This window comes from Pseudoalteromonas sp. MSK9-3 (assembly GCF_003590335.1).
Classification (GTDB): Bacteria; Pseudomonadota; Gammaproteobacteria; order Enterobacterales; family Alteromonadaceae; genus Pseudoalteromonas.
On record NZ_MIET01000009.1, the window covers coordinates 245,477 to 269,030 of the forward strand.

Annotated in this window: 20 protein-coding genes; 9 read left to right on the forward strand and 11 right to left on the reverse strand. The window is 41.1% G+C overall.

Features of this window, described 5'->3' with window-relative positions:
• Positions 1-7: 7 nt before the first annotated feature.
• From BGP78_RS03235 to zapB, 5 genes are all read right to left on the reverse strand, one after another.
• The gene (locus BGP78_RS03235; RefSeq protein WP_119860047.1) at positions 8-496 is read right to left on the reverse strand and encodes a peptidylprolyl isomerase; all 489 of its coding nucleotides are present in this window, start codon (positions 494-496) and stop codon (positions 8-10) included.
• Positions 497-551: 55 nt separating this feature from the next.
• Entirely contained in the window at positions 552-2,030 is a 1,479-nt protein-coding gene (locus BGP78_RS03240; RefSeq protein ID WP_119860048.1) for a transglycosylase SLT domain-containing protein, read from the reverse strand.
• The gene (locus BGP78_RS03245; protein WP_147386057.1) at positions 2,023-3,033 is read right to left on the reverse strand and encodes a hypothetical protein; all 1,011 of its coding nucleotides are present in this window, start codon (positions 3,031-3,033) and stop codon (positions 2,023-2,025) included. Before BGP78_RS03245 ends, BGP78_RS03240 begins: the two co-directional genes overlap by 8 nt.
• Before the next feature lie 62 nt (positions 3,034-3,095).
• Positions 3,096-3,383, reverse strand: coding sequence for a cell division protein ZapA (zapA, locus tag BGP78_RS03250; protein WP_119860050.1), 288 nt, complete (start codon positions 3,381-3,383; stop codon positions 3,096-3,098).
• The gene (gene zapB, locus BGP78_RS03255) at positions 3,383-3,613 is read right to left on the reverse strand and encodes a cell division protein ZapB (RefSeq protein ID WP_119860051.1); all 231 of its coding nucleotides are present in this window, start codon (positions 3,611-3,613) and stop codon (positions 3,383-3,385) included. Before zapB ends, zapA begins: the two co-directional genes overlap by 1 nt.
• Before the next feature lie 179 nt (positions 3,614-3,792).
• On the opposite strand from zapB, the gene BGP78_RS03260 reads away from it, so the two are divergent.
• On the forward strand, positions 3,793-4,629 hold the full coding sequence (locus BGP78_RS03260; protein ID WP_119860052.1) for a 23S rRNA (adenine(2030)-N(6))-methyltransferase RlmJ: 837 nt from the start codon (positions 3,793-3,795) through the stop codon (positions 4,627-4,629).
• A gap of 48 nt (positions 4,630-4,677) precedes the next feature.
• Here the strand turns inward: BGP78_RS03260 and BGP78_RS03265 are convergent, their stop codons facing one another.
• Positions 4,678-5,244, reverse strand: coding sequence for an alkylphosphonate utilization protein (locus tag BGP78_RS03265; protein ID WP_119860053.1), 567 nt, complete (start codon positions 5,242-5,244; stop codon positions 4,678-4,680).
• 630 nt (positions 5,245-5,874) lie between these two features.
• On the opposite strand from BGP78_RS03265, the gene BGP78_RS03270 reads away from it, so the two are divergent.
• Entirely contained in the window at positions 5,875-7,146 is a 1,272-nt protein-coding gene (locus BGP78_RS03270; RefSeq protein WP_119860054.1) for an EAL and HDOD domain-containing protein, read from the forward strand.
• Positions 7,147-7,174: 28 nt separating this feature from the next.
• Here BGP78_RS03270 and BGP78_RS03275 read toward each other — a convergent pair whose 3' ends face one another.
• The 3 genes from BGP78_RS03275 to BGP78_RS03285 form a co-directional block, all read right to left on the reverse strand.
• Positions 7,175-8,656, reverse strand: a complete 1,482-nt coding sequence (locus tag BGP78_RS03275; RefSeq protein WP_119860055.1) for an exopolyphosphatase — start codon at positions 8,654-8,656, stop codon at positions 7,175-7,177.
• Complete coding sequence (ppk1, locus tag BGP78_RS03280) at positions 8,653-10,737, reverse strand: polyphosphate kinase 1 (protein ID WP_119860056.1); 2,085 nt, start codon at positions 10,735-10,737, stop codon at positions 8,653-8,655. Before ppk1 ends, BGP78_RS03275 begins: the two co-directional genes overlap by 4 nt.
• Positions 10,738-10,861: 124 nt before the next feature.
• A complete protein-coding gene (locus tag BGP78_RS03285) occupies positions 10,862-11,368 on the reverse strand; it encodes a glycine cleavage system protein R (protein ID WP_119860057.1) in 507 nt (168 codons plus the stop codon).
• A gap of 332 nt (positions 11,369-11,700) precedes the next feature.
• Between BGP78_RS03285 and BGP78_RS03290 the strand changes: the two genes are divergently transcribed.
• The 7 genes from BGP78_RS03290 to BGP78_RS03320 all read left to right on the forward strand — a co-directional run bounded on the left by BGP78_RS03290 (position 11,701) and on the right by BGP78_RS03320 (position 20,480).
• Positions 11,701-13,935, forward strand: a complete 2,235-nt coding sequence (locus BGP78_RS03290; RefSeq protein WP_119860058.1) for an ABC transporter permease subunit — start codon at positions 11,701-11,703, stop codon at positions 13,933-13,935.
• Positions 13,936-13,952: 17 nt separating this feature from the next.
• Entirely contained in the window at positions 13,953-15,602 is a 1,650-nt protein-coding gene (pstA, locus tag BGP78_RS03295) for a phosphate ABC transporter permease PstA (protein WP_119860059.1), read from the forward strand.
• Positions 15,603-15,630: 28 nt separating this feature from the next.
• Positions 15,631-16,458 (forward strand): phosphate ABC transporter ATP-binding protein PstB, encoded by an 828-nt coding sequence (pstB, locus tag BGP78_RS03300; RefSeq protein WP_119860060.1) that lies wholly within the window; start codon positions 15,631-15,633, stop codon positions 16,456-16,458.
• A gap of 27 nt (positions 16,459-16,485) precedes the next feature.
• Positions 16,486-17,187 (forward strand): phosphate signaling complex protein PhoU, encoded by a 702-nt coding sequence (gene phoU, locus BGP78_RS03305; RefSeq protein ID WP_010364047.1) that lies wholly within the window; start codon positions 16,486-16,488, stop codon positions 17,185-17,187.
• A gap of 140 nt (positions 17,188-17,327) precedes the next feature.
• On the forward strand, positions 17,328-18,005 hold the full coding sequence (locus BGP78_RS03310; protein WP_119860061.1) for a TIGR00153 family protein: 678 nt from the start codon (positions 17,328-17,330) through the stop codon (positions 18,003-18,005).
• A gap of 37 nt (positions 18,006-18,042) precedes the next feature.
• Positions 18,043-19,311, forward strand: a complete 1,269-nt coding sequence (locus BGP78_RS03315) for an inorganic phosphate transporter (RefSeq protein ID WP_119860062.1) — start codon at positions 18,043-18,045, stop codon at positions 19,309-19,311.
• Positions 19,312-19,574: 263 nt separating this feature from the next.
• Positions 19,575-20,480, forward strand: coding sequence for a hydrogen peroxide-inducible genes activator (locus BGP78_RS03320; protein WP_119860063.1), 906 nt, complete (start codon positions 19,575-19,577; stop codon positions 20,478-20,480).
• Between the two features lie 71 nt (positions 20,481-20,551).
• On the opposite strand, the gene BGP78_RS03325 is transcribed toward BGP78_RS03320, so the two are convergent.
• Together BGP78_RS03325 and BGP78_RS03330 are read right to left on the reverse strand one after the other, a co-directional pair.
• Positions 20,552-20,752, reverse strand: coding sequence for a hypothetical protein (locus BGP78_RS03325; protein WP_119860064.1), 201 nt, complete (start codon positions 20,750-20,752; stop codon positions 20,552-20,554).
• Between the two features lie 155 nt (positions 20,753-20,907).
• Positions 20,908-23,415: an EAL domain-containing protein gene (locus tag BGP78_RS03330; RefSeq protein ID WP_119860086.1), complete on the reverse strand. Its 2,508-nt coding sequence runs from the start codon at positions 23,413-23,415 to the stop codon at positions 20,908-20,910.
• Positions 23,416-23,554: the final 139 nt, after the last annotated feature.

Below are 23,554 nucleotides of genomic sequence, written 5' to 3' on the forward strand. Positions count from 1 at the left end.
TTCTCTCTTAGTGGCCACAACCGCCAGCGCCATGCACATGGCCATGGCTAAGTTCTTCAGTTGTTGCTTCGCGCACAGAAACCACTTCTACATCAAAAGTCAGCGTTTTACCGGCAAATGGGTGGTTAAGGTCGCAATCTACATTAAAACGGCCGACTTTGACCACGGTAACTTGATGTCTCCCCTGATTCGACTCAACAATGGCAGACATTCCTTTTTTCCATACCTTGTTATCGCCTAAGCCTTGTAAATGCTTAATAGGGATACGTTGTATGAGGCCTTCTTTAAATTCACCGTATGAGTCTTCAGGGGCAAGCGTTACACTGAATTTGTCACCAGCGGCTTTGTTGTCTAACGCTTTTTCTAGGCCAGGCAACATACTATCATTACCATGGATATAGCTTAGAGGCTCGTCTGTCTTACTGGTTTCAATTTGTTGATCGCCTTCACTCAAGGTGTAGTGAAACTCAACAGCGGTGTCTTTAATGATTTGCATAACAGTCTCTTTAATTTAATTACGGGGCCATTTTACGTTAGCAAGTAAGAGTAAGCTAGGGCTTCGGGCCGTTTTCTGGCTTTACCAATTGCTCTAATTCTGACAAGTACTGTTTGGCTTTTTGTGGCTTGGTAGCCTGTTGTGGTTTGGGCAAGTGTAAAACCAGTGTTTTACCTGGGTTGAGTATGCTGTGTGTCTTCAAGCTGTTCCACGTGAGTAAATCTTTAAGTGCCACATCATACAGTTGACTGATATCCCATAATGAATCCCCCGTTTTGATAATATGATAGTGTTCAATTGTGGCAGGCTTAGGTCGTTTCTTTTCTACCAAGTATGGACTTATTTCATAGCTAACTAACAGGCTATCAGTTTTTTGTGCTTTGTTTAGAATTAACACCTCCCCGATACCGAGCAATGAGGAAGACTTATTATTGAGTAGTTTAATGGTGTTTATTTTGGTATTAAAACGTTTGGCGATACCGTATAAAGTGTCGCCTTTTTTTACCGTGTAAGTCTGGCTAAAATGACGTTTAAAAAAGCGGCTTTGCAGTAGTTGTTTTTCGGTCATTGGTAATAAGACTTTATGGGGCCCTTGTGGTGAGCTTTGATGGCGCAGATAACCGGGATTGAGTTGATGGATCTGTTGTTTTGGGATATTCACTAAACTAGATAACAGACCAAAATCAAACTGTTGTCCAACATCTAATTGGGTCGTGTAGGCGTAATTGACCACATTAGGCAGTGTAAACTTAGGGTGGTTTTTTTGTAGTAAATAACTTAAAGCTAAGAGCTTTGGTACGTATTCAGAGGTTTCTTTTGGCAGTGTTAAATGCCAAAAATGCGTACTGATCCCTAACTTTTTATTTCGCTCGATGGCTTTTTTTACACGACCCTCGCCACTGTTATAAGCTGCAATTGCATGGAGCCAATTGCCGTTAAACCGTTTATGTAAATAACTTAAATAATTCAGCGCAGCATCTGTCGCTGCTAACACATCTTTGCGTCCGTCGTACCAAGGATCGGACGTAACACCAAAATGGTAGGCGGTTGCATCGACTAATTGCCATACTCCTACAGCTTGTTGGGCTGAGATCACCGTGGGCCGAAAGTCACTCTCAACAAATGGCAGCAACGCCAGTTCCATAGGCATATTTCGTTGTGAAATGCGTTGTATTATATGAAATAAATAGGGCGCAGCACGCTTATTTACTTGTACTAAATAAGTTGGTTGAGCTAAGTACCAGTCAATGCGTTTATGCAGCCGGGGAGTTGGTACAACATCAAATGCTAAGTTATCAGCAATGACTTGCCATAAGTTCGTTTCTGGAGGTGCGGGAATTGCGACATTGGGTGTTTCTATATTGGGCTGAAGCACTAAAGCAGGCTGCTTATCTGATAACTGCGTTTTATTTTCAGTGGCTAACGCACTGAGTACTGCATCAGTGTCGTTGCTTGTTGGGGTGGTTAGTTTACACCCGACTAATATGAATGCACTTATACAGCATAAGCACACAGTTGATATTATGTTATTCATGCAGAGCAAGCGTGTTACGGTGTTCATGTTTATAGGTTGAAATAGTACCCGTTGGCATTGATTGGGTATGTTTTAAGGCAAGATTAAAGAGCAGCTGTAACTTTTGCTGTTCAGCAACATCGTTTTTATACATTGTTCGTAATGCTGCCGGTACAGAGGGCTGTTGTTCTAGATCGAATGCCATAATTGCGTGCAAGAAAGCAACTGGCTTGGTGAGCTCATCTCGTTTATATGGTTTACCATGGCTGGGTAATAACCAGACGACTTCGTTACGTTGTTTTAATAATACCAGTGTATTGTGCCACTGGGAGATGGAGTTATGGGTCACGTATGGAATAGGGTCTAAATTGGCTCCGCCAAATAGTCCGCCATTTTTTTGATTGAATATGAACAAATCCCCGGCGCTGGCAGCGACTGTGGGTGTAATTTCAAGCGTATTTTGACCTAATTGTACTGACGTGACTTTACCCTGTGGTAAGGGGATGTCTAAAGATTGCCAATAGGCAATTCGTTGCTTGGCGGTGTGTAACCTTTTTTGCCAGTGTGCTGTTTCGTGCTCACTCAAGGTTTTTGTTCGCTGAGCGCTCACGGAATAGCTGAGTGAGTAGTCGTCGATTTTTTGCCTATAAGCACTTTGATATACTCGAATATTCTCTTTTACATAGTCAGGCGCTATCCATTTAGCTGCTGGAAAAGCATGTTGCAAAAGCGCAATACCTAATATTTCGTCGTGTAAACTGCCGGTGCTTATGAGGTAACACACAGGGACCGATAGGCGCTTTTTAATTTGATTGATTGTTTGTTCTAATACCGTGAAGTCACCATGGGCATTAATAATTGCAGCACAGTCAGTTCCAGTTATCACTGCTTGATTTGCTTGAAGCTGAGCTATGCTTTTATGCGGTGCGATGATAAATGTATGCGTATCGACTTGGTGCCACTGTTGTGCAAAACAAGAGAGAGACAGAAAGGTTAAAATTAGTAAAGTTAAAAAACGCATCATCTGAAAAATCATGAAATATTCATGATGATAATTTAACCGAAAATACGTTTTTTATAAAGGGCTCAATCCACTTCCAAGTAAAGAGAAAGCTTTTCTACCAGGGTTTTTTGCGCTTGTTGCTGTGAACTTTGCTGAAGTTCTAATGCTTGTAGATCATGGCATAAGTGCAAGGCTGCTAGCAGCAGTGCATTTTGTTCATTACGCACGGTAGAGCGTTGCTTCATTGTATCAACACGTTCATTGAGCAAGTTCGCGGCATCAAGGAGCAAATTCTCTTGCCCCTCGGTGCAGGCAAATTGATGAGTTTTACCGAGTAAAGTTACTTCAACTTGATTGGTCTTCTCAGGCATTAGCTCGCCTGAGTTGCGCTTTGTAATTTATCAAGTAAGTTAGTTAAAGTGCTACTTGTCTCTTTTTGCTTTTCTTCACTTTCAAGCACTTCAAGTTGTAAAGTTTCATTTTCATCAATCAGCTTACTGTTTTGCTCTTTAAGGCCAGAAACTTCATTATTTAGTCGTTCATTTTGAGCAATTAATTGATCAATCAGTTGTTCGAGTTGGGGGAGTGTCTCGTTATTCATAAATGCGCTCTTATCACTGTATTTTGTCATGCAAATGTAAAACAAAGTGACTTAGGATGCTAGTAAATACGTGGCTTTATACTGATTTTTCTCGCGCTTTGCGCGATAATAGAGGTTAAACCCTATTTTATTCACACGCGGTTCAGCAAAATTGCTCAATTGCCCAGCAAGGTTACCACATGCTCAGTTATAGACATTCATTCCATGCAGGAAACCCTGCGGATATTATTAAACACCTCGTGCTTGCAAATGTACTGGAATACATGACGCGTAAAGATAAGCCTTTAGATTATATTGATACGCATTCCGGGGCTGGTTTTTTTGAATTGAGCAGTAGTGACGCGCAAAAAACACAAGAATACTTAGACGGTATAGCGAAGCTTTGGCATTACAGTGGTGACAACGACGCGATTAAAGCGTTTGTTGATTTAGTTAAATCATTTAATGACGATGCATTGGCGTTTTATCCAGGTTCACCTAAAGTAGCTGAACAGTTTCTAAGGCGCCAAGATAAAGGGTGGTTCTTTGAATTACACCCAAAAGATTCGGAATTGCTAACCGATAATTTAGCGCACAAAAAGTCACTTAGAGTGCGAAGTGAAGATGGTTTTAAAGGGTTATTAGGATTAGTTCCCCCATCATCAAGACGTGCTTGTGTGTTAATGGATCCGCCATATGAGATCAAAACAGATTATCAGCAAGCAGCAAAAATGATTATTAAAGCGTATAAAAAGTTTAATTCGGGTACTTATATGATTTGGTATCCGGTTGTCGATAGGGCGCGTATTGATTTACTTGAGCAAACTTTAGTTGAATCTGGTGTGCGTAATGTTCAACTGTTTGAGTTAGCGACCAGTGCAGATACGCAAGAGCATGGTATGACAGCATCGGGCATGATTGTTATTAATGCACCTTGGACATTGAAAGCCACTATGGATTCGGTGTTACCTGAGTTCGTTGAAATGTTGAGTGACGAGACTGGGTTTTATCGCAGCGAGCAATTGGTTGCAGAGTAAATAAAACTAAACCCTATTAGCCCCGTAAAATACGGGGCTAATAGCTCTCTATTTTTTGACAAATTTAGTCAAAATAACGATGCGTTGCCCGTCAACACGCCCTTCAATGTGTTCAGGGTTTGAGGTGAGGCCAATATTTCGAACGGCTGTGCCTCGCTTTGCAACAAGGCTACTGCCTTTGACATCTAAATCTTTGATAAGCACTACTGTGTCACCGGCGCTGAGTCTTACGCCATTGCTATCTACATGAACTATATCATCCTCTTCAGCAAGTGCTTGCTCTGCCCATGTACGGGTATCATCTTCTAAATACAGCATATCAAGCGCGTCTTGTGCCCACCCATGATCTGCCGCTAATTGGCTCAATAATCTAAAAGCAACAACTTGTACAGCAGGTGTTTGGCTCCACATACTGTCATTTAAGCAGTGCCAGTGATTTGCTTGCAGGGCTTCTTCGCCTTCAATTTGGCTTTTGCAGATTGCACATAAATAGACACATTTATCTGAGTGAGCCTCATTGACCGGCGGTACTTCAAATACACTGAGGTCTAGGTGACTGCTACAGAGTTCACATTGTCCATTACTGCGCTCAGCTAAAGTGGCGGCAATACTCATAATTTTTTCCTAAAAATACGGCTGAAAGTGTGATTATACTTTATTCATTGAGTATGCCGCTAGAGGCGCAAAGCACTTAACCATACTTTTTATAGGGTCTATAGTCTCTAACGAACTAAATGACTTTAGGCTTTATATATACTCAGCAATATGATTTGGAACGGTGCAAAAAAAGTGTCAAAATATTAGGAGGTGTTGAACTTTTGAGCGCTCTTTTTTCTTTGTTGCTTAATAATCGCTTAGATCACTAGGCTACGCATTAAGCGCGGGGATAAAGCAGGCTTCAAGAGAAGAAATAGAGCAGCAAAGTTCAGCAGTCTCTAAGATTATGGTGCCATACTTAATTTCAGTGAATGGTTTTGTAGCGTCATGTTGGATGGCATAGGTCATCACTGGTGTTTGATATAACGCAGTGCTATTTATTAATACGTCATAGAGGGTGCTTGACTGTGTATAAGTGACCTGGGTGCTATTTTTATAGATTTTAGCGTACTTTACTAGATGTAAGCCTATGCAGGTATTAGTAATAAATGATGAACCAAGCCAGTTTTTAATTGCTCAGCATACGTGCATATCGTATTCTGAACTACCAACGTGGCTAAGTTTAATTCAGTAAAATAAAGGGTATGAATGTTGATGAGTGGGACAGCTGCGAATGTAAAAAATTCCTCAGTACAATATATTGCACGCCAAGTTATCCTTGATAAAGCGCAAAATATGTTTGCGTATGAATTATTATATCGAGATTCAGACCATAACGCATTTCCATCCGGCGTCACTGATGGGCAGGCCACAGGTCGAATGTTTTTTAATTCACTGATGCTTGTTGGGCTAGAGCGCTTGGCAGCAGGGCATCGCGCTTTTATTAATTTATCAGATGAATCTTTACTTCAAGAGCTCCCCAAGTTACTGAACCCTGAGAACTTAGTGATTGAAATTGTTGAACGTTCTCAGAATATACCAGAGTTATTAAAGACGGTTTTGCGTTTGAAACAGCAAGGCTATCATTTTGCACTTGATGATTATGATGGGGATGAGCGTTGGCAACCTTTGCTAGCGCATATGCATTACATCAAGTTAGAAGTTGAGCAGCCAATTATAAAAACGACAATGATGCTGAAAAAGCTAAAACGTGCGTATCCGGATGTAAAGATTGTTGTTGAGCGTATAGAGACTCAAGAAGAGTATAATTTTATCCATGCGGCAGGAGCTGATTATTTTCAAGGGTATTTTTTTGCGCGTCCCGAGATGTTGAATCACGGCAATATTGAACCGTCAAAATTTGCTGTGTTTGATTTATTGCGGTGTACGGCGAAGAAAAATTTATGCTTCAAAGAAGTACAACAACGTGTAGCAAAAGATTTGAGTTTGACGGCTAGGGTATTAAAGCTGGCGAATGCCAAAGCCGGTGAGAATAAAGTTGAAATGAAGTCGATAGCGCAAGCTGTTGTATATTTAGGGGAAGATGCAATACGACAGTTTGTCAGAGTGTTAGCCTTGAGTGAATTGGGTTTAGACAAACCTGCTGAATTAACCAAAATGGGCTTAATGCGAGCGCGGTTTATTGAGCTTTTTTTGAACCCTGGTGGAGATGAAATGGCCGAGCAGGGCTATTTGATTGGCTTGATGTCTATTCTCGATGCGGTATTAGAAATCGAGCTCGCGACCGTTATTTCTGAGTTCTCATTAAATAGCTCTTTAAGCAGTGCTTTACTGGATTACCAAGGCTTATTAGGTGGTGCATTGCGTTTGGCAATAGAAGTCGAACATAATAACTGGGTAGAAGCCGAAGCCATTTTAAACGCTATTCGACCTGCAACTGGCAAAGAACACTTATTTGACTTAGCGATGCAAAGCCGTGCCTATGCAGATGAGATTTTTGCTGTTGTGCATACGGGATAAACTTATTTTATTGATACGCTGCGCCTCGCTAGCGTATCAATAAAATGATATTCAATGGTTTTAAATAATGTTGCTCTTGCTGTAAATCAGCGAGTAGGATGGTGTGTTTATTAAGCCAGTTTTGATCAATTGTAATGCTTAGCTGCTCGTCTTGTGCTTGTAATGCAATAACTGGGAGCGGTTGATGTTGGCGTTTTTGATTAAATATAACAGCCAGACGAAGTAAAGGAAGCAGTTTGCTTAATGTCTGCTGCTGTTCATCGTTAAGCGCATTAAGTTCGGTTAGTTTAATCTTTTTTCGGTGAAAACGGATCAGACCACTCAGCATCAGCTGCTGCTCTTGTGTGAACCCAGGGAGCTGGCTGTGCATGACGATGTAAGCACTATGTTTATGTAATCCTGAAGAGTTTATCGTTAAGCCCACTTCGTGCAATTGTGCTGCCCAGTGCAACATTTGCAGGTCAAATGACGTGAGTTGCCAGGTATTTTTCACCGCTTTAAAGAGTTGTTGTAAGGTTTTACAGATGTTGGCACTGTGCACAGTATCGACGGTATAGTGCTCACTCAAGGTTTGAATGGTTCGAGAGCGAATATCCCGTACTTCATTACGCTGTATTTCATTAAGTAACCCCTCTCTGAGCGAGTGGTCACAGTAGTCAAGCGTGGTGATACCTAGTTGTTTAAACACGGCAATAAGAATGACTAACCCGCCGACAATATTAGAATGTCGTTCTGTAGGTAGCCCTTTGATATTTATTTGTTCAATGTGGTTTTGTGCAAGAAGAAGCGCTTTTATTTGCTCTAAAGAGTGCAGTGTTAACAGGCTTTGAGCAAAGTTAGCTTGGTTTATTGCGACTAATGTTTTAATGGTACCTGATGTGCCTAAGCATGTTTTCCAGCCCGTATTTAGGTAAGTCGCCGTGATGGGCTCTAAATCTTGTTCAGCCTTTATTTGTGCGTGATTAAAACGTTGAACACTGAGTTTTCCATCAGCAAAAAACTGTTTAGTGATAGTCTCACAACCCATATTTCTACTTGCTAAGTGCTGGTGCTCAAAGTGCCGGCCAATCACGAGTTCAGTGCTTCCTCCACCAATATCAATAACCAAGCGATTATGGTCGCTATGTATATAATTAGCGACACCTTGATAAATTAGCCGTGCCTCTTCTTGACCTGAAATCACGTTAATTTTGAATGGGAAGCAACGTTGTGCTTTACGTAAAAAGTAATGAATATTTTTACTATTGCGCAAGGTATACGTAGCAACAACTTGAACATGGCTATGAGGAAAGCTTTCGAGTGTAGTCGCAAATTGCTGTAATACATGTAATGCGCGTGCAATGGCGTCTTGAGATAGGTAATAATCATCATCTAACCCAGCTGCCAAGTATACGCGTTGCTTTTCTTTATGTAATATTTGAAAGCGACCATCGACATGCCTGGCAACCAGCAAGTGAAAACTATTGGAGCCTAAATCAACGGCGGCAATTGAAGGGTAATCTGTTTTCATACGGTCTTGTGATTTTCATATTTTTTTAGGTAGTCATATATGGCTATTTGTGAACGAATTTTTTTTCTATTCCCTCTGCGGACATACAGGTTCTTTTGCTCTGCATCAATCAGCCTCGCTTTACTTCGATCACGAAACTGTAGCTCAAGAATATCTAAAATTATGCGTTTAAGCGATTCATCATAAATAGGTACGGCCACTTCAACACGATGATCTAGGTTACGTGTCATCCAATCTGCAGACGAGATGAAGACTTGCGGATCGCCGTTGTTCTCAAATACCATAACCCGAGGGTGCTCTAAAAACCGGTCAACGATACTGATCACTTTAATATTATCACTAAAGCGCGGTAAGCCCGGAACCAAAGAGCACATACCTCTGAGGATTATTCTGATCTTGACTCCATGTCGCGCTGCGAAATACAGTTTATCAATTAATTGCTTATCAACTAGGTTATTGACCTTAATGGTGATCCTAGCAATTTTTCCTTGTTCTGCATTGCGTACTTCTTTGTCAATGAGGTCTAAAATACGATCTCGTGCGTTAACAGGAGAGATCATTAGGTGCTCAAAATGAAAAGGGCGATAGCTACTTTCTATAAATTTGAATACGCTGTCGCATTCATTACAGATTTCGTTGTGCTTTGTGAATAAGCTAAAATCGGTGTATATACGGGCGGTTTTTTCATGAAAGTTACCTGTGCCGATGTGGGCATATTTGACGATTTTTCCCTTTTCTTTTCGGTGGATCACACATAATTTACTGTGAACTTTCAGTGCCGGGATCCCAACCATGACTTTGATCCCAGCTTCAGACAGTAACTTAGCCCATTCGATGTTGTTTTGTTCGTCAAAGCGGGCTTTGAGCTCCACCATAACGGTAATTTTTTTACCATTTTTTACAGCACTGAGCAGTGATGAAATTAGCCGCGAACGGTTGGCAACTCGGTAGATATTAATTTTGATCTGCGTTACTTTAGGATCAAAGGCGGCTTGGCGCACATATTCCAACATGTGATTAAAGGTATGATAAGGATAGTACAGCAGAATATCTCTCTCACTGATGGCCTTAAAAACACTCGAGTGGGCGTTGAACGCACTGCTTTGCAATGGCTGAAGCGGGGCATTTTCTAAATTTTTTCTGCCAACGTTAGGAAACGAAATAAAGTCGCGAAAATTGCGATAGCGCCCTCCTGGGATCAAGGCATCTTGATGTGTTACACCGAGGCGCTTCTTCATCACCTTTAACATCTCTTCAGGCATGGTTTGATCGTAGACTAATCTAACGGGCTCTGCATAAAGGCGCTGTTTTAAGCCTTTAGACATTTTGTCGAGCAAACCTTCTTCAATTTCATTATCGAGATTATATTCAGCATCACGAGTGAGCTTTATGGCATAGCCTTCGATACTGTCGAAATTAAAAAAGCTTTTAAATACATCAGCGATAAAGTATTGGACGACATCATCAAGCATAACGATGGTTTTATGTCGCTTCGACTTTTCTGGGGGCATTTGGACAAAGCGCTCTACTCGATCTGTTGGGATCTCGAGTAATGCATGATGCTGTTTTTCTCCGAGCATTTGCACAAAAAAGTAGGTCATTGTGTCATTGATATTGTCTGAGTAATCTTTATTTTCAGTCAATAACATGGGTGACATCTGTGGCAGCACTTGATCTTGAAAGAACTGTTGTAGCCATGTCAAATGGAAATCGGATAATTCATTTGGTTGCGCGACATAAATGTTATGCTGCGCGAGATCTTTTAATATATGCTGATGTACTACATTAAACTTCTTGCCTAATTCGAGTACTTTTTTATTGATGTTAGCTAATAGCGCCTCATCAGCATCAAAGTTAGCATCAGACAGGTTGTTTAGTAATACTCGCCTTTTTACATCGGCCACTCTGACTCGAAAGAATTCATCAAGGTTGTTAGAGAAAATCCCGAGAAAGCGCATGCGTTCAATAATTGGGTTATTTTTGTCTTTGGCTTCTTGTAGAACACGCTCATTAAATGACAGCCAGCTCAGTTCTTTCGAAAAGTAGCTTATGGTCTCAGGAGGGTTAGATATTGCCTGCATTATTAAATTCTTTAGGAAGACGCTAAAGATAATATAGGTCCAAATAATGACACTTTCATGACAAACGACTAAGCGCTTGTCATGTATGAAAGTTATTCAATACAAACTGTTTTATAGTATTTATTTATTCGGGCTCAATATCGACAATGAGATCACTGGTGATAGATTCTAGTGCCTCAATGACATTATCTTTATGCATACCCGTAGGGAGAGTGACAGTGGCAAAAGCACTGAATATAGGAACTCCCCAATTAGGCGCACTTTGCTGCCTTGAGTTTAAATGCGTGATGTTTGCTCCTTTATGACGAATAACAGCAGCTAACTCTTGTACTATCCCAGGTCTATCATTACCTGTGATAACGAGGTTCAATGTTTCTGGGGTTTGAGGGGCAAGTTCTAGTTCTCCTAGTTCAAGTTTTACTTCTAAACCAGGTAAGGCTTGCAGCGCATCTTGTATTTCTTGTAAGTGCTCTTCAGCTATTTCGATCTGTACTATGCCAGCGAACTGACCTGCTAAATGACTTAGGTTACTGGTAAGCCAGTTTCCGTGGTGCTTCAGTAAAGTAGAAGAAATTTCTTCGACTAAACCTGGTCGGTCTTTTCCGATAATGGTTAATACTAACTGCTTCATAATGTGAATCTCTTATTATTGTAGCCTTGTGAATATGACAAGGCATGAAAAAAACGGCTACAACAAAGTGGGTATGATCCTTATACATAGCCTACTAAGGTAGATAGTGCTTTTATAGATTAGTTCAGTGTTTTGGCTTGTCCAATAAAATCATCGTTGTAATGTAAACAAATGCAAACTGTTTTGCGCAATATCAACTTGCACGATCGCCTTGAAAATATGTACCTAAAAACATGATGTTCGTTATCTCTTCATGTAACATGCCGCATGTAACATAACTGTCATCTTGATGAAATATAATGCGCGCAACTTTAAGATAAAAGGGTGTTTTGATGTCTTCAAATCCGCAGCAACCGTCTTTTAAAACGGATAGAAGCCGTCTATTTAAAGATCGGTTTGCACAATATGGCATTACCGCCGGTGGGGTAATGGTTTTGATCGCTTTGTTGATGATCTTCTTTTACCTGTTATATGTTGTTCAACCAATTTTAGAGTCGGCTAAAGTTGAGAAGCGTGTTGATATTACGCTGCAAAACTCTGAACAATATGTGGGGATTGGTGTTGAGGAACAAACTGAAATTGCTTACTTATTAAATAGCACCGGTGCTGTCGACTTTTTTCAATTGAAAGGAGCTGACACAGGTAAAAAACTAAAGAGCTTGGTGACTGACCTGAATGGCCAAGTAACCAGTTTTGCGAAAAGTGCGCCATTTTTAGGCCAGTACGCATACGGTTTAGATAACGGTCAAGTGCAATTGGTACGTCCTTCATTCTTAGTAACGTTCCCGGGTAATCAGCGTGTGATCACACCGCGTTTAAGTTATCCGTTAGATGGCCAGCAGTTATTAGTTGATGAACAAGGTGCTGCCATTGAACGCCTAGCATTCAGTCACTATGAAGAAAAAACCGCCGTTGTGGCATTAACCGCTGACAAGCGCGTCATTTTTGCCTCATTCACTGCTGAAGAAAATATGTTCAGTGGTGAAGTCGAGTGGGTGGTAGAAAGAAGTGAACTGGGAATCGATAGCAGGATTGATGAGCTATTAATGTCACCAGACACGACACGTACTTTTATTCGCTCAGCAAATCAAATTTATATCTTTGATACCCGAGATGCGAGCGAGGTTACGCAAATTCAAATACTTGCTGCTAATGAAGAAAATGCTAACTTAGTGGGTACCACGTTATTAGCAGGCGCGAACTCTTTAATGCTTGCCAACGATAATGGTGAGGTATCACAGTGGTTTGAAATAAATACGGACGACGGTCGCAAGTTTAATAAAATTCGTGCATTTGAAACCAGTAAAAATAGCAATGTAGATATCCATAGTGAATTTTATCGCCGTACGTTCTTTACTACGACAGATACGGGTGATCTAGGTCTATATTATACAACGAGCCAAGCCCATTTATGGCAAGGCAAAGTTAGCGACAGTGCCATTGAAGCATTTGCCGTATCGCCGCGCTCTGATGCTGCATTGATCATTACAGATAATAAAATCTCTGTATTTGATATTCACAATGAGCACCCAGAAGTGACATGGTCGGCCTTATGGCAAGAAGTATGGTACGAAGGTTATCCCGAGCCTGCTTACACTTGGCAATCTACTTCTGCGTCAGATGATTTTGAATCCAAGTTTTCATTGGTGCCTATTTCATTCGGTACCATCAAAGCTGCTATGTATGCGATGTTATTCGCAGTCCCGATTGCGCTTTCTGCGGCGATATATACAGCGTATTTTATGTCGAGTGAGCTGCGTAGGGTGGTTAAACCAACCGTTGAAATAATGGAAGCGTTACCCACCGTAATTTTAGGCTTTTTGGCTGGTTTATGGTTAGCGCCTTTAATCGAAACACATTTACCCGCTATCGTCGCATTGTTGATTTTACTGCCTCTTTCTATGATAGGAACGGCCTTTTTATGGACAAAACTTCCAGAGCGTATTCGTCATTTATTACCTGATGGTTGGCATTCAATCGTATTGATCCCTGTTGTGCTCTTAGTTGGTTGGTTGTCATTTACGATCAGTGGCGGTGTAGAAGAGTTTATGTTTGACGGTAATGTACGCCAGTACTTAACCAATGAGCTCGGCATGACATTTGACCAACGTAACTCTTTGGTAGTGGGTATTGCTATGGGGTTTGCGGTTATCCCGACGATTTTCTCTATCGCGGAAGATGCGGTATTTAGTGTACCAAAGCATTTATCAAATGGGTCATTAGCATTGGGTGCGACGCAGTGGCAAACACTCGTCAGAGTCGTGTTGTTAACTGCAAGTCCAGGTATATTCTCTGCGGTTATGATGGGATTAGGCCGTGCAGTAGGTGAAACCATGATTGTCTTAATGGCCACAGGTAACACCCCTATTATGGATTGGAGTATTTTCCAAGGTATGCGTACGCTTGCCGCTAATATTGCTGTTGAGATGCCAGAATCAGAAGTAGGGAGTTCGCATTATCGAATTCTTTTCCTCGCAGCGTTTGTATTGTTTATTTTTACTTTCGTATTTAACACCATTGCTGAATTTGTACGTCAGCAGTTGCGTGAAAAATACAGTTCAATGTAATTACTGGAGCTCATGACATGGTAAAGCAGTGGTTTAAGTCAGGTTCTCCGTGGATCTGGATGACAGGTGGTGCCGTTAGTATCAGCTTGATATCGGTACTTGGGTTATTGGCAATGATCGCATGGAAAGGCTTGAGTTTTTTCTGGCCATCAGAAGTCGTTGAATTAGAGTTAAATGGCTCGGTACCTCAACAAACGGTCATAGGTGAAATTTATGATCGTGAGATGGTACCAAAAACACGATTAGAAGCTGCAGGGTATGATTTATCCGCTTTTGATTCGGAGTTTATTGAACGTATTTTGGTTAAAACAGGTAACCGTGAATATGTAGAGTTAGACTTCAGATGGGTATTATCGACTGATATACAAAAGCAATCGGCACCTGAAGCATTAGCGGTGTTTGAACGCAGTAAAAATGGTAACTTTTATGGTTATGTCGATCATGTCGTTGAAGATGGCAAAGTGATCAATGAGCAATCTGTTGCGCGTTTATACGAGTTAGTAGAACGTGCGGTTGATTTAAATGATGAGGCACTCGATTTACAAAATGGTGAAATTGGCCACATCAACTATGAACTTGAACGACTTCGTTTAAAAGAAAAGGGCTATGTGCTTGATAACGCATTGACCAAAGAACGAGTAGCTGATTTACAAGCGCAACGCACTGCACTGAGAGATGAATATAAAGTCTTTGAAGAGCGTTTATTTAAGTTGCGCAAGCAAGCCAAGCGAGACCAAGTTGTTGTCCGTGATATGCGTGGCGAACTCGTAATTTTACCTATTTATCAGGTGCTTGATGTTTGGTTTCCGAACGATATGGGTACCTTGGCAAAAATTGGCCATTACTTGTCTCAAATTGGTAAGTTCGTTAGCGATGATCCGCGTGAAGCAAACACCGAAGGCGGCGTATTCCCTGCTATATTTGGTACTGTGTTCATGGTGATGCTAATGGCCGTTATTGTGACGCCATTTGGCGTGATTGCGGCAATATACTTACATGAATATGCCGCGAAAAATGCAGTGACTAAGATGATCCGTATTGCTGTTATTAATTTGGCGGGTGTTCCTTCTATTGTATACGGTGTATTTGGCTTAGGGTTCTTTGTGTACATGTTAGGTGGCTCTCTAGATCAGTTGTTTTATCCTGAAGCTGCTCCAAGCCCTGTGTTTGGTACGCCAGGTGTGATTTGGTCTGCACTAACCCTTGCAATCTTAACATTGCCAGTGGTGATTGTTTCGACAGAAGAAGGCTTATCTCGTATTCCGAGTACAGTGCGCCACGGGTCGTTAGCCTTAGGTGCCACGCAAGCTGAAACGCTTTGGCGTATTATTGTACCAATGGCAAGCCCTGCGATTATGACCGGACTGATTTTAGCCGTTGCACGTGCTGCGGGTGAGGTTGCGCCACTGATGCTGGTGGGTGTTGTGAAAATGGCACCAACGTTACCGCTGGATGGCAACTTCCCGTATATTCATTTAGATCGTAAGTTTATGCACTTAGGTTTCCATATATATGATGTCGGTTTCCAAAGCCCGAATGTTGAAGCCGCGAGACCGTTGGTATATGCGACTGCATTTTTGTTGGTGTCGGTGATCATCGCACTCAATATCACAGCGATTGGTATTCGTAACCATTTACGTGAAAAGTTCAGATCACTTGAGCATTAATAGTAAAGATTTTAAGTAGGTAAAAATAATGATTACAGTAGCTCCAGAAGTTAATCAGGCCAATGGCCAAAATAAATTAGATTTAGCAAACTTGTCGCCAGAGCAAACGGCGCTTGAGATCAAGAACCTCGATCTTTACTATGCAGACAAGCAAGCGCTTAGCAACGTCAACATGTTGATCCCTAAAGGGCAAGTGACTGCGTTCATCGGCCCGTCAGGGTGTGGTAAATCAACATTATTACGATGTATAAACCGCATGAATGATTTAGTAGATATATGCCGTATTGAAGGCGAAATCATTCTACATGGGCAAAATATTTACGATAAACGTGTCGATGTTGCCGCATTGCGCAGAAATGTCGGTATGGTATTTCAGCGCCCGAACCCCTTTCCTAAATCAATTTATGAAAATGTGGTGTATGGTTTGCGTTTGCAAGGGATCAAAGATAAACGCAAACTCGATGAAGTCGTTGAAAAGTCATTACGTGGTGCTGCACTATGGGATGAAGTAAAAGATAGACTTCATGATAGCGCATTTGGTTTATCGGGTGGTCAGCAGCAACGTTTGGTGATTGCGCGTTCTATTGCGATTGAACCTGAGGTATTATTGCTAGATGAACCTACATCAGCACTAGACCCTATTTCGACGTTAGTTATCGAAGAACTCATTAATGACTTAAAGAACAAATACACCGTTGTTATCGTAACGCATAACATGCAACAAGCCGCGCGCGTATCTGATCAGACAGCCTTTATGTACATGGGTGAATTGATTGAATATGCAGATACGAATACCTTGTTTACGACACCCTTAAAGAAGAAAACCGAAGATTATATTACGGGCCGTTACGGTTAAGCGCTTTAAGTTTGTAGGAGAAGAATTATGGAACACAATTTAAATAAGCACATTTCGGGTCGTTTTAACGAAGAACTCGAAAACGTGCGAAATCATGTTTTGAGTATGGGTGGGTTAGTTGAACAGCAACTCAACTTAGCACTCGATGCGGTCAACAGTGCAGATGCTGATAAAGCACGTAAAGTCAGCGAAAATGACTATAAAGTTAATGCGATGGAAGTCAATATTGACGAGGAATGTACACGTATTATTGCCAAACGTCAGCCTGCTGCGAGTGATTTACGCTTGGTCGTTGCGATAGCAAAAACCATTGCTGATTTAGAGCGTATTGGTGATGAGGCTGAGCGCATTGCAAGAGTGGCGTTAGACTCATTTACTAAAGATCAGCAAGATTTATTATTAAACATTGATAATATGGGACGCCAAGTGTCTCGTATGTTGCATGACGTACTTGATGCATTTGCACGTATGGATGTGCAAAAAGCATTTGAAGTACACAAAGAAGATGCAAAAGTAGACCGTGAGTATGAAGCATTAACACGTCAAATAATGACATATATGATGGAAGACCCGCGTTCAATCCCTAAAATAATGGATTTAATTTGGTCAGTTCGCTCATTAGAGCGTATTGGCGATCGTTGCCAAAACATTGCAGAGTATGTAATTTATTTTGTTAATGGTAAAGATATTCGCCATACATCTCAAGAAGATATAGAGAAATCACTCTAACCACTTCAGTAAAGAGTAGTCATATAAAAATGAATTATGTGACTACTTAATCATCTTTACGATAAAAATCCATTCACAATGGCGCTCAATGCTGTAAAATTCGATCTGCAAAGCATATAAATATGATTTAAGGGTCAATTATGCCTACAAATGCGTTTTTAGGAGTATTTGCAAAATCTCCTATTAAGCCAGTGGAAGAACATATCAAAATCGTACATAAAGCGAGCAAAGCTTTAGTGCCGTTTTTTGAGCATGTCTTCAAAGGGGAATGGACCGAAGCGGAAGCGCTACGAGTTCAGATCCGTAACTTAGAGCGTGAAGCTGATGTATTAAAGCGTGAAGTACGTTTACAGCTGCCTCGTGGTCTATTTATGCCAGTAGAACGAACTGATCTACTGGAGTTAATTACCCACCAAGACAAAATCGCCAATAAAGCGAAAGACATCGCAGGTCGCGTTGTCGGTCGTGAAATGGAGATCCCAGAGTCTATCCAAGTCTACTTCCTTACCTATTTGCAACGTTGTGTGGATGCCACAAAACAAGCATCGAAGGCAATCAACGAACTTGACGAACTATTGGAAACCGGATTTAGAGGTCGAGAAGTGACCTTGGTTGAAGAGATGTTGGTTGAATTGGATGCAATCGAGCAAGACACGGATGATATGCAAATTAAAATTCGCCAAGAACTACGAGCAATCGAAGGTGAGCTTAATCCAATAGATGTAATGTTCTTATACAAAATCATCGAGTGGGTTGGCGGACTTGCCGATATTGCCGAGCGTGTTGGCTCAAGATTAGAAGTAATGCTTGCGCGTTAATCTAAAGACAATTGTTTTAAAAAAGTAAGGTTTTACAATGGATATCATTGAATCCTACGGGACCATGCTGGTGCTTTTAGCAGCCGCAGTGGGTTTTTTCATGGCTTATGGTATTGGTGCGAACGACGTTGCCAATGCGATGGGTACATCGGTTGGTTCTAAAGCGCTAACTATTAAACAAGCAATTATTATTGCTATGATCTTTGAATTCGCTGGTGCATATCTTGCCGGCGGAGAAGTAACGTCAACAATTCGTAAAGGGATCATTGACGCAGCCCCCTTTGCAGACATTCCTGAACTGATGGTATTGGGGATGATCTCAGCACTGTTTGCTGCTGGTACATGGTTATTATTGGCTTCAATGTTGGGTTGGCCTGTATCAACAACGCATTCAATTATTGGTGCAATCATTGGTTTTGCGTTAGTTGCTGTTGGTAGCGAAGCAATCCAGTGGGGCAAAGTAGCTGGTATTGTTGGTAGTTGGATTGTGACCCCTGCTATATCTGGCTTTATTGCATACCTTATTTTTATGAGTGCGCAAAAACTGATTTTTGATACTGATCAGCCATTAAAGAATGCGAAGCGTTTTGTGCCTATTTATATGGGTCTAGCAGGCTTTGTAATGTCTCTAGTGACCATTAAAAAAGGCTTGAAGCATATTGGTATTAATCTTGGTACCGTTGAAGGCTATGCGCTAGCGATTGGCTTTGCGGTTATCATTGGTGTGATCGGTAAGTTTGTTATTGATCGTATGAAGATGGACCCACAAGCTGACAAGCAGATGCAGTTCAATAATGTTGAGAAAGTATTTGCTATCTTGATGGTATTAACAGCATGTTGTATGGCGTTCGCACATGGTTCAAACGATGTTGCAAATGCAATTGGTCCACTTGCTGCGGTAGTAAATATCGTTGAAAATAATGGCGAAATTGCTAAGAAAGCAGCGATTGCGTGGTGGATATTACCACTAGGTGGTTTTGGTATCGTTGCGGGTCTTGCTATTTTAGGTAAGAAAGTGATCAAAACCATTGGTGAAGGCATCACACACTTAACACCAAGTCGTGGCTTTGCGGCTGAGCTTGCAGCGGCTTCTACAGTAGTTATCGCCTCAGGTACTGGTTTACCAATCTCTACTACACAAACATTGGTTGGTGCGGTATTGGGTGTTGGTATGGCGCGCGGTATTGCCGCATTAAACATGGGTGTGATAAGAAACATTGTAGTTTCTTGGGTGATCACATTGCCAGTTGGCGCAGCCCTTGCTATTGTTATATTCTACGTATTAAGAACCGCATTTGGCGTGTAATTAATCGAACAGACTTTTAGCTTGAAAAGATCTCAATACCCTAGGTATTGGGGTCTTTTTATTTTTGGGCGACAGAATCATCCAGAGTACGATCGTACCGTAAGCTATCAACTCACTGACTTTACTTGTCTCTAAAATACAGGCTATAGATATTGAGCACTGTGTGATCTGTTCGATTGGTGTCAGCAAATAGTTTTCCTCATAATATATCAAGGTTATACTGGACGTATTGATCTCCAAAGCTTAAAGCAAAGTTTTATATAGTGAATAACTTACCTAGTATTAAACAGCTTCAGTATTTAATTGCAGTACATCAACATCAGCACTTTGGTAGAGCCGCAGAAGCGTGCTTTATTGGCCAATCGACTTTAAGCAGTGCAATTCAAACGCTAGAAGAAACCCTCGGCTGTCAGCTTATTGAGCGAGAAAATCGCAGTTTAATGTTCACTGACATTGGCGAAGAGGTTGTTGTACGAGCGAAGAAAATTATCGCCGACACAATGAGTGTGAAAGAACTCACAAAGAGTTATAAGCATCCTTTGTCAGGCAAGTTGACGCTCGGAGTGATCCCGACTATTGCCAGCTTTATTGCTGCACCTTTATATCAGTTTTGTAAGCAGCACTTCCCCCACCTGCAATTGATCTTAGTTGAAGATACCAGTGATAGATTGCTTGATAAGCTAGAGCATGGTCATATCGACATGGCGATGTTGGCTTTACCATATAGAACGGAAAAGTTTCACACGCAGGTATTGGCTCAGGACCACTTTTCGTTAGTACATCATACAGACTACACCGTTGCGCAGGGAGTGGAAGATTTTAACTTGCTCCCAGAGCAGAGTGTTTTTCTCCTTGAAAAAGAGCACTGTATGACAGGCCACGCATTAAGTGCGTGTCATTTAAATCGTAGTGCGTGTATTAACCCTTTTGAAGCCGCAAATCTACATACGCTGCTCAGTATGGTGGAGTACCAAAACGGGGTCACTTTCTTACCTAAAATGGCCATTAATGCAGGGATCCTTGATGGAAAGAATATGACAACGAAAGCCTCACAAGCTGATGCTTATCGTGAAATAGGGCTATTGTGGCGCAAAACAACAGGACGGATCAGAGACTTTAGATTATTCAGCGAAAAGGTAGGATCATTTGTAAGTGAGCAATGCCAATAACGCATCATAATCATAAAAATGGGTGCAGTGTGCACCCATTAAAGTCTCTTTTTGGTTTTATTAGATCAATATCATAAGGGTTGTTCAAATTTACGTGCATTGCTCAGATCGGGCAAAAACAATAAATAGACCCACACCACTAAATTAAAATAAGGTATTAGACCCAGAGCAACGAAGATCTTGCTCGGATAACCTTTGTTTAGAGAAAGCCGATAACATTGTTGTGCAACAGCAAAGTGGACCGCCAATAAGAACGAAATTAAAAGTAGCATAATAGTACTCCTCAACATCTACAACGTGATGTAACTCAATCCATTGAATGTCCACCAGAAAAGAATAAATCAATAACTTAGGTGGACATCTTCACTTTAGGTAATTATAGGTGATTTTTTGACAAGCAAAAGGGTGGGGCGGCAATTATTTTTTATCAACTTGTTTTACTGGCTAAAATAGTTGTTAAATTACTTTTTAAGGAGGCTATGGGCATCGGTTTAGCAATGAAGTAGCCTTGCCCATAATCTACGCCAATGTCTTTTAAGGCATTGAAAATATCAACGTTTTCAACATACTCTGCTACTGAACGCTTGTCTAGAGAGTGACTTATATCGTGAACAGCTTTCACTAATGCAAGGTCAATGGGATCATTGAGCATGTCTCTCACAAAGGATCCATCTATCTTAACGTGCTGTGCTGGTAGTTGTTTTAAGTAACTAAAGGTACTGAAACCAGTACCAAAATCATCAATGGAAAAGTGACACCCTAGCTGGTTGAGCTTTGCTATCATCGCTTGTGTTGCACTCAAATTGTTAATACTGGCAGACTCGGTGATCTCAAAAATAATGCGTTCGGCTGGCACTTGATGTTCGATTAAACATGCTTGTATATGTGGTAAAAGGCGCTCATCTAAGAAGGAATGGGCCGACAAATTAATGGCAACTTGATTGAGTTCTGAGTGTTGTGCCACATCTCGTATCGCGTGCTGGATAACGCATTTATCCATTAAAAAGGTGTCATTGAGCAATTCTAAAGCGGGGATAAAATGATTTGGGTACACTAATTCATCATTTATCTTTAAGCGTAATAAGGTTTCATAATACGCAACGGTGTCTTTTTTAAAGTCCCATATTGCTTGGTAGTGCAGCTCAATATGATTATTTTGTAATGCTTGTCTGACGCTATGCCCCCATTCAAGGCCTGTTTGTAGCGTATTATTTTGTGCGTCTTCTTTGTTATAACAGTGTACGAGGTTTCGGCCCAAGCTTTTGGCTATGTATAGCGCAATATCAGCCTGCTTAAGGCACTCATTAGCGTCGTTATTATCACAGGTGATTTGGGTTAAACCAATGGAGCAACTAATTGAGTAGCTATGCTCTTCAGAATGGAATGTATGCTTTTCAATGGCAACACAAATACTTTCAGCGACAAGGTGCGCATCAAGTAAGTTAATATCCTTTAAGATCACGGCGAACTCATCTCCACCGATCCGAAAGATCAAATGTTCATCATCAATGTTATGGCCAAAAAGCTGAGATACTTCTTTGAGGACAATATCGCCTTGTTGATGCCCTTTACTATCATTGATAATTTTAAAGTGATCTAAGTCTATATACAGCAAAGCATGTTCGGTAGATGAATTGGGCTGCACCTTAGAGCATAACGCTTGCAACTGTTGATCAAAATAATAGCGGTTATGTAGTCCTGTTAACGTATCATGCAATGCTAGATGCCGTAGTTGCAGCTCAGCTTGCTTACGCTCATGGATATTATCTACCGTGGCAGTAATTGTTGCTGTATTGGTGCTATTTTTGATCATCTGAAAGCGACACTCGGTCCAGATGTTATGGTTTTGCTGATGGACAAGTTTCAATTCTAGTTTTGCATGTTGCTGCTTGCCTGCCAAAATATCATTGAGCGTCGTTTGTAATGTCGTACGACACTGAGTATCAAAATAACCACTGAGGCTTTTACCCAGACTGGCTTTTATACCAAAACCAGTTAACGATTCCCACGCTGGGTTAATAAAGCGGATCTGGCCTTGTGTATCCAACTCCATGACAACCGTATTGAGGTGTAACAAAATACGTTGGTGTGCAGAAAAAAGCTCTTTGTAACGATGTTCACTTCTGCTTAGTAAGGACACTTTATCAGCAAACTCAGCATAACTGACCATAAAGTCTTCGCGCCGAGCTGCGTGGTCGCATACTTTTCCGAGCATTGATATATCGTAGGGTGCACGAACAAAGTCAGTAACCCCTAATAACAGCAATTGTTCAGCGTAATCAGCGTCTTTGTTATCAATTATTGTGACTATGGCTTGGTTGGGATTATGATCTAAAATACTGTCAACGAGTTCTTTTGCTGCTTCTGCACGTGTGGCTGTGGCATCTAGTAACACAATGGCATATTGATGCTGTAAAAACTGCGAGAGTGCTGCGTTGGCTGTGGTGACATGTGTACACGCAAAGTTTAGTGCTAAATGCTGGCAAATCTCATTTGCGCGCTGAGTATCGGTTTCAAGTAATAATAAATCTAAGCGACTACTTTTTTCTAGGTGCGTGGACAGGACATTAGCGAGTACTTGTGGCAGCATTTCTTGGCGTTCAAAAGGTAGCACTGCATCTATGCTGTAACTGCGTGCTGTAGTCTCTGCTATACGTTCACAATAAATAGGGGGGATCAGAACAATCGGGGTATTCTTAGGCGTATTCAGTAACCCTGAACGTACCATTCTTGCAAAGCGCCAGCCATCTATTTTACCGACATCTAGGCCGGTTATGATTAAGTCGACTGCGTGCTGTTTTAGAACATGCAAAGCTTCTTGACTATCTGAACGTTCAATAAAGTTGAATACGTCTAAATTGGCCAAGGTTTGCTTTATAGCACTGCGTTCTTCATTGCTCGCATTGACGATTAACAATTTAAGTTGTCTTGCCATGGTTACAGCTTTAATCCCATGTCGGTCTTTAGTAACAATTTGTACCCCGAGTAATAATAATGTCACAAGTAATTGTTTCTAATTGGCTATCTAGTGTAACTCGCAGACCCAATTCCCTTGGTGCATTGCGCTTTTTTAT

What these genes read in the sequence shown, in the direction of transcription:
- zapB (WP_119860051.1), bottom strand. Translation starts at nt 3,613, where the DNA reads ATGAATAACGAGACACTCCCCCAACTCGAACAACTGATTGATCAATTA.
- BGP78_RS03315 (WP_119860062.1), top strand. Translation starts at nt 18,043, where the DNA reads ATGGATATCATTGAATCCTACGGGACCATGCTGGTGCTTTTAGCAGCC.
- BGP78_RS03270 (WP_119860054.1), top strand. Translation starts at nt 5,875, where the DNA reads ATGTTGATGAGTGGGACAGCTGCGAATGTAAAAAATTCCTCAGTACAA.
- BGP78_RS03325 (WP_119860064.1), bottom strand. Translation starts at nt 20,752, where the DNA reads ATGCTACTTTTAATTTCGTTCTTATTGGCGGTCCACTTTGCTGTTGCA.
- BGP78_RS03310 (WP_119860061.1), top strand. Translation starts at nt 17,328, where the DNA reads ATGCCTACAAATGCGTTTTTAGGAGTATTTGCAAAATCTCCTATTAAG.
- BGP78_RS03260 (WP_119860052.1), top strand. Translation starts at nt 3,793, where the DNA reads ATGCTCAGTTATAGACATTCATTCCATGCAGGAAACCCTGCGGATATT.
- BGP78_RS03285 (WP_119860057.1), bottom strand. Translation starts at nt 11,368, where the DNA reads ATGAAGCAGTTAGTATTAACCATTATCGGAAAAGACCGACCAGGTTTA.
- ppk1 (WP_119860056.1), bottom strand. Translation starts at nt 10,737, where the DNA reads ATGCAGGCAATATCTAACCCTCCTGAGACCATAAGCTACTTTTCGAAA.
- BGP78_RS03245 (WP_147386057.1), bottom strand. Translation starts at nt 3,033, where the DNA reads ATGATGCGTTTTTTAACTTTACTAATTTTAACCTTTCTGTCTCTCTCT.
- pstA (WP_119860059.1), top strand. Translation starts at nt 13,953, where the DNA reads ATGGTAAAGCAGTGGTTTAAGTCAGGTTCTCCGTGGATCTGGATGACA.
- phoU (WP_010364047.1), top strand. Translation starts at nt 16,486, where the DNA reads ATGGAACACAATTTAAATAAGCACATTTCGGGTCGTTTTAACGAAGAA.
- BGP78_RS03240 (WP_119860048.1), bottom strand. Translation starts at nt 2,030, where the DNA reads ATGAATAACATAATATCAACTGTGTGCTTATGCTGTATAAGTGCATTC.
- BGP78_RS03275 (WP_119860055.1), bottom strand. Translation starts at nt 8,656, where the DNA reads ATGAAAACAGATTACCCTTCAATTGCCGCCGTTGATTTAGGCTCCAAT.
- zapA (WP_119860050.1), bottom strand. Translation starts at nt 3,383, where the DNA reads ATGCCTGAGAAGACCAATCAAGTTGAAGTAACTTTACTCGGTAAAACT.
- BGP78_RS03265 (WP_119860053.1), bottom strand. Translation starts at nt 5,244, where the DNA reads ATGAGTATTGCCGCCACTTTAGCTGAGCGCAGTAATGGACAATGTGAA.
- BGP78_RS03330 (WP_119860086.1), bottom strand. Translation starts at nt 23,415, where the DNA reads ATGGCAAGACAACTTAAATTGTTAATCGTCAATGCGAGCAATGAAGAA.
- BGP78_RS03290 (WP_119860058.1), top strand. Translation starts at nt 11,701, where the DNA reads ATGTCTTCAAATCCGCAGCAACCGTCTTTTAAAACGGATAGAAGCCGT.
- pstB (WP_119860060.1), top strand. Translation starts at nt 15,631, where the DNA reads ATGATTACAGTAGCTCCAGAAGTTAATCAGGCCAATGGCCAAAATAAA.
- BGP78_RS03235 (WP_119860047.1), bottom strand. Translation starts at nt 496, where the DNA reads ATGCAAATCATTAAAGACACCGCTGTTGAGTTTCACTACACCTTGAGT.